Genomic DNA, 16,777 nt, shown 5'->3' on the forward strand with positions numbered 1-16,777 from the left:
CTTCGGACAAGCAGGGCTCCGGACAAGCAGGGCTCCGAACGAATAAGGCGCTGAAGAAGCAAGACCATGGCCGTCACCGCAACCACCCCCGCCACCCGTCCCTCGACAGCCGCGTCCCGCACGGGCGCGGTGGCGGTGACGGCCGCACTGGTCCTCCTCGTCGCCGCCCTCGCGGTCGTCGACATCACCCAGGGCACGGCCGCCGTCGGCCCGTCCGAGGTCTGGAAGGCGCTCACCGGGCGCGCGGAGACGGGCGACGCCTCCGTCGTCATCGCCTCCCGGCTGCCGCGGATGACCGCGGGGCTCCTCATCGGCCTCGTGCTCGGCACGGCGGGCGCCGCTCTCCAGGCCGTCAGCCGCAACGTCCTCGCCTCGCCCGACACCCTCGCCGTCAACGCGGGCTCCTACCTCGCCCTCGCCCTCGCGGCCGCGACCGGCATCTCGCTGCCGCTCCTGGCCTCCTCCGGCATCGCCTTCCTCGGCGGACTCGTGGCGGCGGCCGTCGTCCTCGGCCTCTCCGGCCTCGGCGCGGGCACGGTCCGGCTCGTCCTCGCCGGCAGCGCCCTCACCTTCGGACTCACCGCCGTCACCGAGGGCCTGCTCCTGCTGTACCCGCAGCAGACCGAGGGCCTCTACAAGTGGAACCAGGGCAGCATCGCGCAGAACGGCTTCACGGGCGTGCTGCAGATGCTGCCGATCGCCGTCGTCGGCCTCGTCGGGCTGATCCTGCTCGCCCGCAGGGTCGACGCGCTGGCGCTCGGCGACGACGCGGCCCGCGGCGTCGGCGTACCCGTCCGCGCCACCCGCGTCATCGCGGTCGTCCTCGCCGCGCTGCTCTCCACGGCCGCCGTCACCCTCGCGGGCCCCGTCGGCTTCGTCGGCCTGTGCGCGCCCGCTCTCGTACGCCCCCTCGCCCGCAGGTTCCGCGCGTTCACGAAGTCCCGCGCGCGGCTGCCGTTCGCGGGGCTCACCGGCGCGGCCCTGGTGCTCGGCTCGGACGTGCTGCTGCGCGCCGTCGTGCCCTCGGACGTGGCGGTCGCCGTGCCGACCGGCGTCGTCACCAGCCTGGTCGGCGCCGTCTTCCTGATCGTCATGGCCGCGCGGGTCCGGGACACGGCGGGCGCCGCCCCGGACGACCGGCTGCGCCTCCGCAGCAGGACCGCCTTCGTCGTCACGACGGCCGTCCTGGTGACCGTGCTGATCGGCCTGACGGTCGCCGCCGTCCTCGTCGGCGACAGCAAGCTCCTCCTCGGCGACGTCGTCAACTGGGCGCAGGGGCGGGCGGGCCAGACCGTCTCCTTCGTGCTCGACACCCGGCTGCCCCGCGTCCTCGCCGCCCTCCTCGCGGGCGCCGCCCTCGCCCTCGCGGGCACCCTCATCCAGGCCGTGACGCGCAACCCCCTCGCCGAACCGGGCGTTCTCGGCGTGACCAACGCCGCCGCGGTGGGCGCCGTCCTGCTCGTGACGACCGTGCCCACCGCCGGGTCCTGGAGCATCGCCGCGGGTGCGTTCGCGGGCGCCGCGACCGGCTCGGTCCTCGTCTTCGGGCTCGCGGCGCGGGGCGGGTTCCGGCAGAACCGGCTCGTCCTCGTCGGCTTCGGCGTCGCCACCGGATCGGCCGCGACCATCAGCATGCTGATCATCCTCACTGACCCGTTCAACGCGACGAAGGCGCTCACCTGGCTCGCGGGCTCGACGTACGGGCGGACCCTGCCCGACGTACTGCCCCTCGCCCTGGTCCTGGCCGTGGGCCTGGCCGTCGCGGTCGCCCGGCGCACCGAACTCGACCTCGTCTCGCTCGACGAGGACACCCCGAGACTGCTCGGCCTGGACCTGAGCCGCGGCCGCCTCGGCTTCCTCCTCCTCAGCGTCCTGCTGAGCGCCACCGCCGTCGCCGCCGCGGGCACGATCGGCTTCGTCGGGCTCGTCGCACCGCACGCGGCCCGCGCCCTCGTGGGCCGCAGGCACGTGCGGGTGGTCCCGGTCGCCGTACTCCTCGGCGCCGCCCTCGTATGCGCCGCCGACCTGGTGGGCCGCACGGTGATCGCACCCGCGCAGCTCGGCGCCGGGCTCATGACGGCGGTGATCGGTACGCCGTACTTCCTGTATCTGCTCGTACGCAGCCGCCGGTAGCCGCCCGGACGGTGCACGTAGACTGGGCGGTCGGCGCGGCGCTGCGCCCCGGTGGCGACCGACCGCCCCGCCCCACCGCACGCCGCCCGATGCCGCCGGGCGTGCCCGAGCACGACAGGTTCCGCGTCTCTTGTCCTTCTCCGCACCGTCCCCGGCCGCGCGGCTGCGCGGCCTGCGCCCCGACTGGATGTCCGACCCGAAGGTCTGGCGCACCGAGATCCTGGGCGGCCTGGTGGTCGCGCTCGCGCTGATCCCCGAGGCGATCTCGTTCTCGATCATCGCCGGGGTCGACCCCGCGATCGGTCTGTTCGCGTCCTTCACCATGGCCGTGACCATCTCGCTCTTCGGCGGACGCCGCGCCATGATCTCCGCCGCGACCGGCGCGGTCGCCCTGGTCATCGCCCCGCTCAACCGCGAGCACGGCCTGGGGTACCTGGTCGCCGCGGTGATCCTCGCCGGTGTCTTCCAGATCGTCCTCGGCGTGCTCGGCGTCGCCAAGCTGATGCGGTTCCTGCCGCGCAGTGTGATGGTCGGCTTCGTCAACGCGCTGGCCATCCTGGTCTTCCTGGCGCAGGTCCCCGAGATGCACGACGTGCCCTGGCCCGTCTACCCGCTGATTGTCGCCGGGCTGGCGCTCATGGTGTTCTTCCCGAAGGTCACGAAGGTGGTCCCGGCGCCGCTCGTGTCCATCGTCGTCCTCACCAGTGTCACGGTCGCCGCGGGCATCGCCGTACCGACCGTGGGCGACAAGGGCGACCTGCCGTCCTCGCTGCCCGTGCCGGGCCTGCCCGACGTGCCCTTCACGCTCGACACCCTCACCACCGTCGCCCCCTACGCCCTCGCGATGGCGCTGGTCGGCCTGATGGAGTCCCTGATGACGGCGAAGCTCGTCGACGACATCACCGACACCCGCTCCTCCAAGACCCGCGAGTCCATCGGGCAGGGCATCGCCAACATCGTCACCGGCTTCTTCGGCGGCATGGGCGGCTGCGCGATGATCGGCCAGACGATGATCAACGTACGGGTGTCCGGCGCGCGCACCCGCCTGTCGACGTTCCTGGCGGGCGCCTTCCTGCTGGTGCTCTGCGTCGTCTTCGGCCCGGTCGTCTCCGACATCCCGATGGCGGCCCTGGTCGCCGTGATGGTGATGGTGTGCTTCGCGACCTTCGACTGGCACTCCATCGCCCCGAAGACCCTGAAGCGCCTGCCCCTCGGGGAGACGCTGGTCATGGTCGTCACCGTGGCGGTCGTCGTCGCCACGCACAACCTCGCCATCGGCGTCGTCGTCGGCACCCTCACCGCGACCGTCGTCTTCGCCCGGCGCGTCGCCCACCACGCCGACGTCACGGCCGTCGTCGACCCGGACGGCACCCAGGTCGTCTACTCGGTGACCGGCGAACTCTTCTTCGCCTCCGCCAACGACCTGGTCACCCGGTTCGACTACGCCGCCGACCCCGACAAGGTCGTCATCGACCTCACCTCCGCGCACGTCTGGGACGCGTCGTCGGTCGCCGCCCTCGACGCGATCACCGGCAAGTACGAACAGCGCGGCAAGCAGGTCGAGATCGTCGGCCTGAACGAGCACAGCGCCGCGCTGCACGGCAGCCTCAGCGGGGAACTGACGTCCTGATCGGACGGTCCTGATCAGACGCCTGCCGCGTCGCGCCTGGTGAAGCGGTGCCACCAGTGCCGCCGCCGGGGATGGACCGCGCGCCCGAGGCGGCGGCCCAGCAGGAGGTAGCCGAGCAGGGCCCCGAAGGTGTTGAGGATGACGTCGTCGATGTCGAAGGTGCGCCCGGTCACGAACGCGCCCTGCGCCAGCTCGACGAGGACCATGGTCACCGCCGTGGCGAGCCCCACCCGGATCAGCCCGCGGGTGCGGGGCAGCACCACGGGCAGCAGCAGCCCGAACGGCACGCCGAGCAGGATGTTCCCGCCGAGCTGCTTGACGGTGTCGCGGAAGGCGGGCTCCGAGAGGTACGCGTCGATGGAGTCGCCCGGCGTGAAGTTGCTGTGGGTCAGCGCCTCGGAGGCCGCCGACGGCTCCAGCGTCAGCCGGGCGAGCACCACGGCGAAGGCGACCATGGCCGCGAAGGCCGCCAGCATCGTCGCCGCCCTGGCCAGCGGCGAGAGGGGCGCGGCCCGTCCGGAGGCCGCGTTCTCGACCTGCTCGCGGCCTTCTTTTCTGTCCCGGCCGGTCCGTGCCGGTCGCGATGGCCGTGCCGTACGTGGTGGTCGTGCCGTCCGAGCCATGCGTGCCATGCGTGCCTCCAGGAAGCGCCGTGTCGCCGGCCGCGCTCAGGTCGGTTCGGTGCTGCCGAACAGACCCGCGTGCCCCGGCGGGAGCTGAGTGAGGATGCGGCGCAGCAGCGCGTCGTCCGCCGCTCGCGCGAGCGTGCCGAGCACGGCGGTGACGGCGCGGCGCGCCCCGGCCGTGTCGTCCCCGGTCCGCGCGGCCACCGCGTCGATGAACTCCACGGGGGTCAGCGGCCCGCTGGCCGGTTCCGCCTCGGCCAGCACCTGCCCGCACTGTTCGGGCAGCAGGCGGGCGAGGTCGGTGCGGTCGTCCCCGACCAGATGGGCGCCCAGTATGGCCAGGACGTTCTCCACGGCGCCTGCCGCCTGCTGCCGACTGGCGAAGGCTCCACGCGCCCGCACCTGGTCGAGGATTACTTCCAAGGATGTGCTGCCCATGCCGACTCCGTGCGTCTCGGGTCCGGTTCTTGCTCCGGATACCCGAGCCGGGCCACCTGATGCCTGCGGCCCGTGCGGCGCCTCATCGCACGGCGGCCCGCGCCCGGTCCATCTCCACCGTGAACTGCGCCCCGGCGAGCAGCGCCAGATTGGACACCCACAGCCAGACCAGGAAGACGACGATGCCCGCGAGGGAGCCGTACAGCTTGCCGTAGGTGCCGAACTCGGCCGCGTAGAGCGTGAACAGGCCCGAGGACAGCAGCCAGAGCAGCGCGCCGAGCACCCCGCCGGGCAGGATGTGGCGCCAGCCGCGGGCCTCGGGCGGCGCGTTGCGGAAGAGGACGAGCACGAGCAGCGCCACCAGGCAGACCAGGGCCGGCCACCGCAGGACGGCCCACGCGGTCTGTCCCGCGTCGCCGAAGCCGATCCAGCGCCCGGCGCTCTCGGCGAAGGCACCGCTGAGCACGAGGAGCAGCGCGCTGGCGGCGAGCAGGGCGAGCAGCATGAGCGCGGTCATGAGCACGCGGTGCGCCTTCCGCCAGGCGGGCCGTTCGTCCGCGACCCCGTGCATCGCGTGCAGCGCCCGCCGGAACACGGCGGCGTAACTGGACGCGGACCACAGCGCGCTGACCCCGCCGGCGATCACCACCGTGAGCGCCGCGGACCGCGCGTCCGCCATGTCGCTGAGCGCCGAGTGCAGGGAAGGGCCCGACTCCGCGGGCGCCCAGTCCGTGACCTCGGCGATCAGCTCCTGGGTGGTGGAGGGGCTGACGAGGCTGATGAGGCTGACGGTGACGAGCAGCGCGGGGAGCAGGGCGAGGATCGCGTAGTACGTCAGGGCCGCCGCCCAGTCCGATACGTCGTCGTTCCACATCGACACAGGGGTGCGGCGCAACGCGGTGCGCCGCAGGGCCCAGGCCGACGGGGCGTCGGTGGCGTCGGGGGAGCGGCCGGTCCCGGTCGTACGGGGGGAGCGCGCCCCGCGACCGTGCGGGAGCTTGACGGGTGCCCCGTGCGCGGCGTGCGGTGGACTGTCCATGGGGCTGCTCCTTCGTGCAGGCCGGCGGCGAGAGTGCCGCCTCTTGTTCCTCTGTCCGTGTTTCGTTGTTCGGACACGCGGCACGGGGCGCTGTGACGCGCCCACCGGTTCACCGGTGCGCGTCACATGGGTGTGGGGACGACAAAAGCCCCGGACTCCCGTACACGGGAATCCAGGGCTTGTCCGGAGCGCTGGGCAGGCCTTGCACCTGCATTTCCCCGCAGGAAGCGGGGCGTCTTTCCTTGGACGACCAACGCCGGTCCCCCGACCGGAAGTCCGGCGCGAGGTGGCATGAATGATCTTATCCCATCACGGCCCGTGCTCCGCACCGCCCGGGTCCCGCGAAGCCCCGCCCCTCCGCGCGTCGGCGGGATCAGCGCGGTTCCAGATCAGTGCGGTTCCAGATCAGCGCGGGTTTCAGATCAGAGCGGGCTGTGGTTCCGGCTCGGGTTCCGGGCGCTCGGCCGGTGCGGTCCTGGTCTCCCACAGCCTGATGGTCCGCGCGTAGCCGTAGATCACGGAGGCCGTCACCAGGAGGAGGAGGGGGCCGGCCGGCCAGGGGTGCCGGGCCATCTCCACCGGCAGGTAGCGGTAGGAGAGCAGGAGGCCGGTGAAGACCGCTGTGCCGTAGGCGACCTGCTGGATCGCGGGGCGGCCCCAGCCGTGGTCGAGCGCGCGCAGGCCCGTCTCGACCGTGAGCGCGAACACCACTCCGGCGAGGAGGTCGACGCCGTAGTGGTAGCCGAAGCCCAGCGTCGCGGCGAGCGTGGCGGTCAGCCAGAACGTCCCCGCGTACCGCAGCAGCCTGGGGCCCTTGCGGGAGTGGATGAAGATCGCGGTGGCCCACGCCGTGTGCAGGCTGGGCATGCAGTTGCGCGGGGTGATCCCGTCGTACGGGACCGGGTGCGGGACGCCGATCGACGGCGGTGTGTGCGGCCACAGGTTGGCCACCGCCCACTCCACGCCGCCGGTGCCCGACGTGCCGGGCCCGTACGCGAAGATCGGCCCGACCACCGGGAAGATCATGTAGACGGCCGGGCCGAGGAGGCCGATGACCAGGAAGGTGCGCACCAGGTGGTGGCGCGGGAAGCGGCGCTCGGCGGCCACGTTGCGCAGTTGGTAGATCGCCACGACGATCGCGGCCACGGCGAGCTGTCCGTACACCCCGTCGAGGAGGCGGGTGCCGACCGGGCCGGTGGCCTCGAGCATGCGGCCCGCCGCCCAGGACGGGTTGCCGAGCGCGTGATCGGCGGTCGCCACGTACGGGTCGAGCACGGTGGGCCGGGTCTTGGACGTGATGAGGAGCCAGGTGTCGCCGGTCTTGCGGCCGGCCACGAGGAGCAGACCGAGGCCGACGCCCTTCAGGAGCAGGACGCGTTCAGCACCGGTGCGGCGCGTGAGCGCGAAGACCGCACAGCCGAGCATCGCCCACAGTGCGCCGTTGCCGAAGAAGTGGTCCTCGGGCACGTCGGCGTCGACCGCCCAGCGCACCAGCACGAAGACGGCGTCGATGCCGATCGCGGCGCCGGCCGCGATGAACCGCTGCCGCCAGGTGAGCACCACCATTATCAGCGCCAGTCCGCCGTACAGCGGCCCCGGCTTGGGCGGGAACAGCACCTCGCGCGCCTGGTTGGTGATCGGCCCCGGCACGCCGCCGTAGCGCCGCGCGGCGATCTCCAGGGCGATGAGGAACGCGAGGGTCACCACACCGGCCACGGCCCACAGGACCGTCCGTGGTCGACGGAGCGAGGGCGACCTCATTGCGCTGTTCATTCCTGAAAACACCCGCGACGCGATGGATATCAATGGTTCGACCGATGTGTTAGATGGCGGAGGTGGTGGCGAGGGCGGGCTGCTCGGGACGCCCGTCGGGACACCGATCATGCCATCGGCGCGGTGCGGGCGGCTTGGCCGGTCACGGGTGCCGGTGCTCGCCTGGGGTGCGGGGGGCGGTACGGGCCCCTCCGGTGGGTGGTACCCATGCCCCTGGGGCAGCGTCCGACGCGCCGCAGTGCCCAGCGAGTCCAGGTGGTCGGGCCTTCACCATTTCCACGTGAAACCGACGGACGTCTCCTCGATGAAAGGTACGTAGTGCCGGACGATGCCGTTGTGGGGAACCATAGGGCTCTGCTGGATGGCTGCTCCGCCCAGATGGTCGTCCCAGACACACCACCACACGTCCCGTGGGATTCTGTTGGCTGGGAAATTGACGGCCAGATCGACGTTCTCCGTGCGTGCGTAAGCGGCTCGTCTGACTTCGTTGGTGACGGCTGCCGCCGCAGCGAAGTGCGTTCTGTATTCGAGCGCAGTGGTCTGGGACTGCGCCAGCGGAGGCGTGAGTAGGATCTCCCGTCCGATGAGCCCTCCGCCGTAGACGTGTCGTATGCCCAGCATGCCCCCGTGCAGGACTTCGATCTCTGAGGCGTGTGGCTCGTGGTTGAAAATGTAGAGGTCCATACCGTCCTCGATCGCCCGGATGGTGTGGAAGGTGTTCCGGAGCTTCAGCGTCCCTGTCTCATCCACGAAGTACCGCTCGACGAGGCTGACGGTTCGATGGCGCTGACGTCTAGCCATTTCACGATGCCGTCGAAGGGTGTGGGCGATGCCCGACACGAGATCCTGTTCCGTGGTGTAGGTGGCCCACAAGTGGTCCGCGTCGCCGCTTTCAATGTCGAAGGCGCCGATTATCCATCTGAGAGTCTCCGTGGAAAATGAAGTCCCACTGAGTGCCCGTGAAACCCGGTCTTTAAGTGTTCGCTGGAGTGAAGTCTGACTGTCACTCCTCTCTCCGGAATCCCAGAGGTACAAGGAAATCACTTGCGCCACGGCTGACTGACTCAAGCCTCCCCTGACGCGTTTCGTCTCACTGAGCCACTTGTGTCTATAGCGTGGGTTCGTCGTGAGGAGACGCCGGAGAAGTTCTCCCGTTGCAGGAAACCTACGCCCAGTTGAAGCCGACACCGATGACCTCCCAGCCCGACCGTGGGCAGTAGCACTCAGGTAGTCGCAGCCCTGACTGGTGGCTCTGCGTATGCGACGCCCCAACTGTGCCTTCTGCTCCTCGCACGCTTCCCGCACGCTCTTTGCGACATAAGCGCGACACCCCTGCCGTGAGGTTGTACCCGTGGCGTCGGGTCGTCAAGGAGTCGGCCGGCGCGATGATCGCATCGAAGGGGGCAACTCATGAGCTACGAGGCGAGCTCAACAGCCGGTGACGGACCTGAGTACGTGATCTCTGAAGAAGAGGAAGGCTCGGCGACCGTCCAGGACGGAGACGACGTGCCTGCCGACCCGCGCGCAGAACTGCGCGCCATGCAGGCCGCCTTCACGGCCCTGGAAACGCTGGATCAAAGGGGGCGGGTGCGTGCGCTCGCGTGGCTGTCGGACGCATTGGGCGTGGAGGCAACCCCGCGGGACACGGTCCGGGTCGCCACCCTTTCATCGGTCGAGCCCAGTGATGGGGGTGCGGCTGGAGGGATCGTAGCCGCAGGAGGTGTGCCGAGCCCTCGAGAATTCGTCAGCCGGAAACGGCCGGAATCAAATGTGGAGCGCGTTGCTTGCCTGGCGTACTACTTGGGACGCTATCGCAACGCACCTCACTTCAGGACGCCCGATATCGTCGACCTGAACACGGAGGCCGCCGGCCCTAAGTTCGGCAATCCGTCGCGTGACGTGGACAACGCGGATCGAGGTAGTGGGTTCCTCGTGACTGCGGGAAAGGCAACCAAGCAACTCTCCGTGCGAGGCGAGGCGTTGGTCGAAGCCCTGCCGGACAGGGACGCGGTGAGGGGAGCTCTGCGTGAGCACCCGCATCGGGCGCGCAAGCGGGATTCGGGCAACAAGCGGCCGCAGGTGAACGGTGGCGCGGGTGATGACTGAATCCGTCCGGGACGTACTGCAAGCCGCGTATTCCGAGAAACTGGTCGACGAGCTCCTCGCCGCATACGAGGAAGCAAAACGGAACTACTACCTCGGCGGTCACAGGCTCAGCGCTGTCGAGGGCGGGCGGTTCTGCGAAGCGGCGTACCGCATGCTCGAGGAGGCGTCAAAGGGTAGGCACACGCCACTGGGAGCCCAACTCAGGACGGACAAGCTGGGCAATTGGCTGAGCTCGCACGAGACGCTGGGACTCTCTAGTTCGATCCGTCTCTACATCCCCCGGGCATTGCGGATCGTCTACGACATCCGGAATAATCGGGATGCCGCTCACCTCGCTGACGGGATCGACCCAAATCTCCAGGACGCGACCCTCGTTGTACATGTCCTGGATTGGGTGACGGCCGAGTTCGTCCGGTTGAGCAATGGCACGTCGCCCGAGCATGCGCGGGACATGGTCGAGGGAATCGTTACGCGCAAGATTCCGGTGGTGCAGGACTTCGGTGAATTTCCCAAGTTGCTGCTGCCGGGGGTCCGAGCGGGAGATTACGTCCTCATGCTTCTCTACCACAAAGGGGCGCACGGAGTTTCCTATGCGGACCTGCACCAGTGGGTCCCAAGAGTGATGCGCGCCAACCTGCGTAGGACGTTGCGAACCCTGGAAGACAAGGCCCTGGTGCACCAGGGAGAGGGAACCGTCCACATTACGTATACGGGCGAGATCCTCATCGAGACGCGAGGCCTCTTGGAGGTGCCGACCGCTGGGTGAGTGGTCAGGTGCCTGCTCAACTGGTTGCCGCTCCTACTCGACCGCGTTCCTGGAAGTCCGCGGTCGAGTCGGGTCACCGGCCCCCTAGTTATTCCGACAGAAAGGACCGCATGCGTTCGTAGAACGGATACTGATACGCGTAATACGACGCCAGCTTCGCGTTGTTCTCCACCCGCTCCGGGTAGACCCGCGGAACATGGTGGAAGCCCCTGCTTCTCGCCGCGTCCGCGTGCCATTCCCTCGTGCGGCTCCACTCCTCCCTGTTCTCGGGCTGCCAGGAGAGGTGGGATTCCGTGAAGTCGATGCCGACCCTGGCGCAGTAGTCCCGGACCACCACCGCGGGTTCGGCGGCCAGTCTCTCCGCGGCGAAGACCACGGGGCTCGCCCCGACGCTTTCGTGCACGGTGCGGAATATCTCGCATTGGTGCTCGAAGCCGATCTCGGCGCAGGTGATGTCCGGCTTCATCGCGTAGTGCGACGGGATCACCGATTCGGGGTCACGGATCAGGAACGTATGACAGCCGATCTTCGGGAATTCCGGGGCGTCGACGATGTCGTAGCGATACTCCGTCGTTTCCTTCACGAACACCCGGCGCCGCGTCGCGATGTCCGCGAGCGCGTCGAGGAGTTGTTGCTGGTCGGATATCTTTTCCCCCTCGACGACGGCGTATCCCTGCACCACGAGGCTGGAGAACGGCTCGTGAACGATGAGGTGGTCGCCTCTCTCTATCATCATCCGCAGGAAAGCGGTCGAGAGGCTACGCGGAGGGCTCCAGAGGAAGAGGAGATTGTGCCCTTGTTGTGGTACGTCGTTCATGAGGAAGCTCCATTCTGCTGCGTGCCTGACTGACGGGCGCTCGCGCGCGGCTACCGCTTGTGGCCGATGACCACGTGCTTCTCGCCGCTCGCCCTGCGCACCTCGCAGTCCTTGAACCCGGCCCGCTCGAGCAGCGCGATGAACTCGGCGGCCGTACGGTGCTTCCCGGCCATCTCGATGTGCATCACCAGGTTCATCGCGGCGGTGGCCAGCGGACCGGTGCGGTCGTCCTCGAAGAGGCGGTCCATGATGAGGACCCGGCCCGGCGCCCGGCACGCGCGGTAGGCCTTCTCCAGGAGCGTGACGCACGTGTCGTCGTCCCAGTCGGAGAGGATGTAGCCGAAGGCGAGGCAGTCGCCCTCCGGAAGCTCGTCCGCGAAGAAGTCGCCGCCCACGAAGTCGAGCCGGTCGGCGACCGGACGTGCCTCCGCGTCCTCGCCGACCAAGGGGCCGACCGCCGGCATGTCGAAGACGGTGGCGCGCAGCTCGGGGTCGGTGAGCAGCGCCGCCACGGCGAACGGGCCGGTGGCCCCGCCCACGTCCACCAGACGCTCCGTTCCCGCCATCCCCGCGAGCGCCGCCAGCTCCTGCGACACACCGAAGCTCAGGTCCCACATGGCGCGCATGAAGTCCCGCAGCGACTCGGCGTCGCGGTACACGTCGTCGAAGGGAGACGCCTCCGTGACCGGCTTCCCCTCGGCGAGGTAGGTGTCGAGGCGGTCGAGCCGGCCCCGGGTCTCCAGCGTGAGGTGCTTGATGAACCCGCCCAGGTACCGGCTGTTGCGCCGGTCGAGGAACGGCACGGCATCGGACGTCAGGGAGTACTCCCCGCCCGACGCGCGCTCGACGACGCCGAGAGACGTCAGAACGAGCAGCATGCGCTCCAACGTGTCCTGGTCGACACCCAGGCGCCCGGCGAGGCGCGGCGCGGTGTCCGGGCCGTCCTCGATGAGGGAGGCGAACACCCCGTGCTCGACGGCGGCGTGGAGCACCGGAGTGGAGAGCAGTCCGTAGACGGAGTTCTCAAGCGCGCTGGGCATCATCGGTGTTGCTCCTCGTTCATGGCGATCTCTCGTACCAGTTGGGCCAGTTCCTGCGGATGGCTGACGTGCGCGGCGTGACTCGCACCGGCGATCTCGGCGAACCGGCCGTGCGGCAGCAGTTCGCCGAGCCGCCGCGCCACTTCCCTGTGGTGTGCGGCCGACCGCGATCCGGCGGCCACGACGGTGCGGACGGGAAACGTCAGCGGGTCGAAGCTCGGCGCGTCGACCGTGGGGTCCGTCATCTCCGAGATGAGGGTCGCCCCGTCCGCGGCGAGGTCGGCGGGCTGCGCGCGGGCCAGGTGCAACCGGCTTGCGGGGCCCAGGAGTTCGGTGAGGATGGCCCGCGTCGCCTGCTCAGGACCGCCCTCCGCGGCGGCGCTCCGCACGGTCCGCTCCCAGGGGTCGTCCGCGGGCCACCAGGGCAGCCAGCGCACCGGCGGTTCCACGGCCACGATCCCGGCGACACGCGTCGGATCCGCGGCCGCGGCGGCCAGGGCCACCAGCGCGCCGTAGCTGTGGCCGAGCACGACCGGCGGCACGTCCAGCTCCGCCAGGGCCGCACGGAGGTCGTGCACATGCACCGCGAAGTCGACGTCCGCGCCCCCGAGCGGGCGGGACCTGCCCCAGCCGCGCCGGTCGTAGCCGAGGACCGGCCCGCCTTCGAGGTGGTCGACCACGCGACGGAACGCGTCACTGCGGTCCATCGAACCGTGCACGATCATGACGGGCGGGTGGGCGCCCGTCGTGTCTGCTTTCCCCGCCCCGTCTCCCCACGCGGTGACCACCGGTCTCGTCCGCTCCGTCGCGGGCCCGGTCCGTTCCGTCGGGTGTGGCACTGCTGTTACGGCTGCTACCGCGTCGTTCACTGAGCTGTTCACCGAGCCGTTCGTCCCTCGCTGACGAGCTGCACCAGGCCGACCAGGGTCGGCTCGTCGAGCAGTCGCTGTATGTCGATCACCACGCCGAAACGGTCCTCGGCGGCCGCCATGAACTCGGCCATGGCCAAGGAGTCACCGCCCGCCGCGAAGAAGTCGGTGTCCAGCTTCACGTGCGCCTGCGGCACGCGCAGACACGTCGAGAGCAGCTGGGCCAGCTCCCATGTGACGCGGGTGGAACCGGCGTCGGCGCCGGACACGGACCCGGAAAGGGGTACGGACCCGGAAAGGGGTACGGACCCGGGAAGGGGTACGGGTACGGCAGGCACGGGAACCGCGGGCACGGGAACCGCAGGCACCGCGGGCGCCTCCGTCTCGCGCCGCTGCCCCGCCTTCGCGCCCACCTTCCCGACCGACGTGAGCGGCAGCTCCTCCGTGACGGTGAACGCCGTCGGAATCATGCCGCCGTGCAGACGCTCCGCGAGATGGCGACGTACCGCCTGCTCGTCCCAGGAACCCGGCCGCTCGGGCACCACGAAGGCGTGCAGCCTGTCGTCACGCTCGACGGCATGGCAGGCGGCCACCCCGGGCGCCTTCTCCAGAACGCGCTCCACCTCGTACAGCTCGACGCGCTGCCCCCGGATCTTGACCTGCCGGTCGCGGCGGCCGACGTACTCCAGCGAGCCGTCCTCCCGCCACACGCACAGGTCACCGCTGCGGTACATCAACCGTCCCGGCCGTCCCGCGAACGGGTCGGGCACGAACGACTCGGCCATCAGGTCGGGGCGCCCCAGATAACGGCCGACGCCGGTCCCGGCGATGTACAGCTCGCCCGGGCTCCCGGCCGGAAGGAGCCGGTGCTCCTCGTCCAGGACGTAGACGCGTTTGCCCGCGACCGGGCGCCCGATCGGCGGGTCGTCCTCACCGGCGCACTCGTGCCAGGTGGACCAGACCGCCGCTTCGGCGGGACCGTAGAGGTTGAGGAGCCTGCGGCCCGGCGCCGTCCAGCGGCGGACCAGGGCGCCGGGCAGCCGCTCGCCCGCGAAGGCCGCGACGCGCAGGTTGGGCAGCGGATCGTGGCCGAGCACCGACCACACCGACGGCGTCATGATGGCGGCGCTCACCCGTCGCTCGCGCAGCAGCCGCAGCAGCGGAGGGCCGGGGGTCAGCTGCGCGGACCGCGCGACGACCAGCGTCGCCCCGCACAGCAGGGCGAGGACGACCTCGGATATGCAGCCGTCGAAGTTCAGCGAGAGGAACTGGAGGACCCGGTCCTCCGGCCGGATCCGGAACACCTTGCGCTGGCCGATGTGCAGGTTCGTCAGCGCCTCGTGGCTGTTGGCGATGGCCTTCGGCCGGCCCGTGGTGCCGCTGGTGAACACGACGTACGCGGTGTTGCCCGGCGCGACGCCGGTGATCGGCGGGGTGGCGGCGCGCACCGCCGGATCGAGGCGTACGACGTCGGCCGCGACCCCCAGAGCCGCGATCCGGTCACCGGTGGCGTCGTCGGCGACGACGAGCCGCGCGGACGTCTGCTCCAGCATGGTCCTCAGCCGCTCGCCGGGGCAGTCGGCGGCGGCGAGCAGGAAGGCGCCGCCCGCCTTGGCCACGGCGAGGATCGCGACGACGAGCCGCACGGAGCGTTCCATGCTGATCGCGACGACCGTCTCGGGCTCCACGCCCAGGTCGCGCAGCCGGTGCGCGGCCCCGTTCGCCAGCGCGTCGATGTCCGCGTACGAGTACGCGACGCCCTCGTCCTCGACCGCCGTGCTGTCCGGCGCCAGTCGGGCACGCTCCTCGAAGAGCAGCTGCCAGCAGACCTGGGCGGCGCCGTCGTCGGCGCCGGTGTCGTTCCACTCGGCGACGATCTGATGCCGTTCGAGATCGCTGACCGTCTTGACGGCCACCGTCGGCACCACGTCGGCCGTCGGCACCACGTCGGCTATCGGCACCACGTCGGCCATCGGCACCACGTCGGCCATCGGCGCCACGTCGGCCGTAGGGCCGACGAGCACCGCTGCCCGGCGCCGCGAGCGGGTGTTGCAGTGCGGTCCCCACTCCACCGGCTCCGACTCCGCGGGCGAGAGCCCGAACCGCTCGTAGCGCTCGATGAAGCCGAGGATCGCCCAGCGCGCCAGGCGTTCGGCGAACGGCGCGCCCAGGCAGTAGTGCGGGCCTGAGCCGAACCCGAGGTGGCGGCCCTCGCTGCGCGCGACGTCGAAGGCGGTGGGATCGGTGAACTTGCGGGGATCGAGGTTGGCCGCGGCGAGCAGGACGAGGACGCCGTCCCCGGCCCTCATCCGCGCCCCGCCGACCTCGATGTCGCGCACGGCGTGCCGGCCCACGTACTGGCTCGACCCGTCGACCCGCAGCACCTCGGACACGGCGGAGTCGACGAGCGAGGGGTCCTGCCGCAGCCGCCGCAGCTGCTCCGGGTTCTCCGCGAGCAGCAACAGTCCGCTGGAGACGAGGTGGGTCAGGGTCTGGTAGCCGCCGGCGACCAGGACCAGCGCGTTGGCGGCGACGAGCTGGAGCAGCTCGGCGGGCGGCTCCTGCGCGGGACCGAAGGCGAAGTCGTCCCGCAGGGCCGTCGCCAGGGTGGAGACGAGGTCGTCCCCGGGCGCGGCGAGGCGTTCGGCGGCCAGCTCGCGCAGCCCGGCGAGCGCCTTGTCGAGGAGGGGGACCGTCTCCAGGTCGGCCCGGCTGGGGAAGGTGGAGACGCTGCTGAGCAGCCGCTCGTAGGCGTCGGCCCACTCGGTGAGTTCCGCGCCGCGCCCCGCCATGCCGAGCAGATGCGTCATCAGGTGCTCGGGCAGCAGTTCCGCGAAGTCCCGTACCAGATCGATGGTTCCGGCGTCGGGCAGCGTGTCCAGGACCCGGTCGGCGATCGCCCGCAGGGCCGGGTCCTGCCGGTCCATGGCGGCCGGTGCGAACTCGCCGCGCAGGGCGCTCCTGATCCGGGTGTGGTCGGGCGGGTCGGTGAAGAGGAACTGGGCGGACAGCATCTCGGCGGTCGGTACGATGCCGCTCATGCCGCGCGCCGCCAGGTCGTCGGGGGAGTGGTGGCGCGCGGACGAGAACGCCCGGTGGTTGGCGAGGATCTCGACCGACTCGGCGTACCCCGAGCAGACCCAGACGCCTCCCACCTCGTCGTAGAAGACGGGCGGAAGCTCGGAAATCGCCTTCCAGTAGAGCCGGGGGGCGGCTATGACCTCGGCACGGCGCAGATTGTGGATGCCGTGCCGCGCACGGTCGTAGCCGGCTGCGGGACGGGCGGTCGGGGACACCACGCTCTTCCCCATCTCCTTACTTGTCGGCCATGCGCTGCGCGAGGCTGCGCGGGCGCATGTCGGTCCAGTTCTCCTCGATGAAGCGCAGGCAGGCCTCGCGCGTGTCGCTCGGGTGCGCGACGGTCCAGCCCGCGGGCACGTCCACGATGACCGGCCAGAGCGAGTGCTGGTTCTCGTCGTTGACGAGCACCACGTACGTGCCGTCCGGGTTCTCGAAGGGGTTCGTCATGTCAGCTCCTTG

The 16,777-nt window shown here is 70.5% G+C and carries 14 protein-coding genes; 4 read left to right on the plus strand and 10 right to left on the minus strand.

Translation table 11 applies throughout. The annotated features are described in order from the left end of the window. The first annotated feature begins 66 nt into the window (after positions 1 to 66). Both ACZ69I_RS24045 and ACZ69I_RS24050 read left to right on the plus strand, forming a co-directional pair. Positions 67 to 2,133 carry an iron ABC transporter permease gene (locus ACZ69I_RS24045; protein WP_470834469.1) on the plus strand — a complete coding sequence of 689 codons (2,067 nt, stop codon included), beginning with the start codon at positions 67 to 69 and terminating at the stop codon, positions 2,131 to 2,133. Between the two features lie 187 nt (positions 2,134 to 2,320). Further along, positions 2,321 to 3,763, plus strand: coding sequence for a SulP family inorganic anion transporter (locus tag ACZ69I_RS24050; RefSeq protein WP_470834662.1), 1,443 nt, complete (start codon positions 2,321 to 2,323; stop codon positions 3,761 to 3,763). A 14-nt stretch (positions 3,764 to 3,777) separates the two neighbouring features. On the opposite strand, the gene ACZ69I_RS24055 is transcribed toward ACZ69I_RS24050, so the two are convergent. From ACZ69I_RS24055 to ACZ69I_RS24075, 5 genes are all read right to left on the minus strand, one after another. Further along, on the minus strand, positions 3,778 to 4,395 hold the full coding sequence (locus ACZ69I_RS24055) for a VanZ family protein (RefSeq protein ID WP_470834470.1): 618 nt from the start codon (positions 4,393 to 4,395) through the stop codon (positions 3,778 to 3,780). Positions 4,396 to 4,431: 36 nt separating this feature from the next. Further along, positions 4,432 to 4,827 carry a DUF2267 domain-containing protein gene (locus tag ACZ69I_RS24060; protein WP_470834471.1) on the minus strand — a complete coding sequence of 132 codons (396 nt, stop codon included), beginning with the start codon at positions 4,825 to 4,827 and terminating at the stop codon, positions 4,432 to 4,434. A gap of 82 nt (positions 4,828 to 4,909) precedes the next feature. Next, positions 4,910 to 5,866 (minus strand): YihY/virulence factor BrkB family protein, encoded by a 957-nt coding sequence (locus ACZ69I_RS24065; RefSeq protein ID WP_470834473.1) that lies wholly within the window; start codon positions 5,864 to 5,866, stop codon positions 4,910 to 4,912. 417 nt (positions 5,867 to 6,283) lie between these two features. Continuing rightward, positions 6,284 to 7,627 (minus strand): phosphatase PAP2 family protein, encoded by a 1,344-nt coding sequence (locus tag ACZ69I_RS24070; RefSeq protein ID WP_470834475.1) that lies wholly within the window; start codon positions 7,625 to 7,627, stop codon positions 6,284 to 6,286. A gap of 279 nt (positions 7,628 to 7,906) precedes the next feature. Next, positions 7,907 to 8,692, minus strand: a complete 786-nt coding sequence (locus ACZ69I_RS24075) for a hypothetical protein (protein WP_470834477.1) — start codon at positions 8,690 to 8,692, stop codon at positions 7,907 to 7,909. Positions 8,693 to 9,049: 357 nt separating this feature from the next. Here ACZ69I_RS24075 and ACZ69I_RS24080 point away from each other — a divergent pair, with 357 nt between their 5' ends. Together ACZ69I_RS24080 and ACZ69I_RS24085 are read left to right on the plus strand one after the other, a co-directional pair. Then, positions 9,050 to 9,745 (plus strand): hypothetical protein, encoded by a 696-nt coding sequence (locus ACZ69I_RS24080; protein ID WP_470834479.1) that lies wholly within the window; start codon positions 9,050 to 9,052, stop codon positions 9,743 to 9,745. Then, positions 9,738 to 10,511, plus strand: coding sequence for a hypothetical protein (locus ACZ69I_RS24085; RefSeq protein ID WP_470834481.1), 774 nt, complete (start codon positions 9,738 to 9,740; stop codon positions 10,509 to 10,511). Before ACZ69I_RS24080 ends, ACZ69I_RS24085 begins: the two co-directional genes overlap by 8 nt. 88 nt (positions 10,512 to 10,599) lie before the next feature. Here the strand turns inward: ACZ69I_RS24085 and ACZ69I_RS24090 are convergent, their stop codons facing one another. The 5 genes from ACZ69I_RS24090 to ACZ69I_RS24110 form a co-directional block, all read right to left on the minus strand. Then, positions 10,600 to 11,328: a sulfotransferase-like domain-containing protein gene (locus tag ACZ69I_RS24090; protein WP_470834483.1), complete on the minus strand. Its 729-nt coding sequence runs from the start codon at positions 11,326 to 11,328 to the stop codon at positions 10,600 to 10,602. 50 nt (positions 11,329 to 11,378) lie between these two features. After that, positions 11,379 to 12,371 (minus strand): methyltransferase, encoded by a 993-nt coding sequence (locus ACZ69I_RS24095; RefSeq protein ID WP_470834484.1) that lies wholly within the window; start codon positions 12,369 to 12,371, stop codon positions 11,379 to 11,381. Then, positions 12,368 to 13,093 (minus strand): alpha/beta fold hydrolase, encoded by a 726-nt coding sequence (locus tag ACZ69I_RS24100; RefSeq protein ID WP_470834486.1) that lies wholly within the window; start codon positions 13,091 to 13,093, stop codon positions 12,368 to 12,370. Before ACZ69I_RS24100 ends, ACZ69I_RS24095 begins: the two co-directional genes overlap by 4 nt. Before the next feature lie 152 nt (positions 13,094 to 13,245). Continuing rightward, positions 13,246 to 16,536 (minus strand): amino acid adenylation domain-containing protein, encoded by a 3,291-nt coding sequence (locus ACZ69I_RS24105; RefSeq protein WP_470834487.1) that lies wholly within the window; start codon positions 16,534 to 16,536, stop codon positions 13,246 to 13,248. A 16-nt stretch (positions 16,537 to 16,552) separates the two neighbouring features. Beyond that, positions 16,553 to 16,765, minus strand: coding sequence for an MbtH family protein (locus tag ACZ69I_RS24110; RefSeq protein WP_470834489.1), 213 nt, complete (start codon positions 16,763 to 16,765; stop codon positions 16,553 to 16,555). Between the last annotated feature and the right edge of the window lie 12 nt (positions 16,766 to 16,777).

Source organism: Streptomyces sp. NPDC036815 (assembly GCF_055609205.1).

Bases quoted from the DNA above. Each gene is read 5' to 3' on its own strand.
- ACZ69I_RS24045 (WP_470834469.1), top strand. From the start codon at position 67: ATGGCCGTCACCGCAACCACCCCCGCCACCCGTCCCTCGACAGCCGCG.
- ACZ69I_RS24050 (WP_470834662.1), top strand. From the start codon at position 2,321: ATGTCCGACCCGAAGGTCTGGCGCACCGAGATCCTGGGCGGCCTGGTG.
- ACZ69I_RS24055 (WP_470834470.1), bottom strand. From the start codon at position 4,395: ATGGCACGCATGGCTCGGACGGCACGACCACCACGTACGGCACGGCCA.
- ACZ69I_RS24060 (WP_470834471.1), bottom strand. From the start codon at position 4,827: ATGGGCAGCACATCCTTGGAAGTAATCCTCGACCAGGTGCGGGCGCGT.
- ACZ69I_RS24065 (WP_470834473.1), bottom strand. From the start codon at position 5,866: ATGGACAGTCCACCGCACGCCGCGCACGGGGCACCCGTCAAGCTCCCG.
- ACZ69I_RS24070 (WP_470834475.1), bottom strand. From the start codon at position 7,627: ATGAGGTCGCCCTCGCTCCGTCGACCACGGACGGTCCTGTGGGCCGTG.
- ACZ69I_RS24080 (WP_470834479.1), top strand. From the start codon at position 9,050: ATGAGCTACGAGGCGAGCTCAACAGCCGGTGACGGACCTGAGTACGTG.
- ACZ69I_RS24085 (WP_470834481.1), top strand. From the start codon at position 9,738: ATGACTGAATCCGTCCGGGACGTACTGCAAGCCGCGTATTCCGAGAAA.
- ACZ69I_RS24090 (WP_470834483.1), bottom strand. From the start codon at position 11,328: ATGAACGACGTACCACAACAAGGGCACAATCTCCTCTTCCTCTGGAGC.
- ACZ69I_RS24095 (WP_470834484.1), bottom strand. From the start codon at position 12,371: ATGATGCCCAGCGCGCTTGAGAACTCCGTCTACGGACTGCTCTCCACT.
- ACZ69I_RS24100 (WP_470834486.1), bottom strand. From the start codon at position 13,093: ATGATCGTGCACGGTTCGATGGACCGCAGTGACGCGTTCCGTCGCGTG.
- ACZ69I_RS24110 (WP_470834489.1), bottom strand. From the start codon at position 16,765: ATGACGAACCCCTTCGAGAACCCGGACGGCACGTACGTGGTGCTCGTC.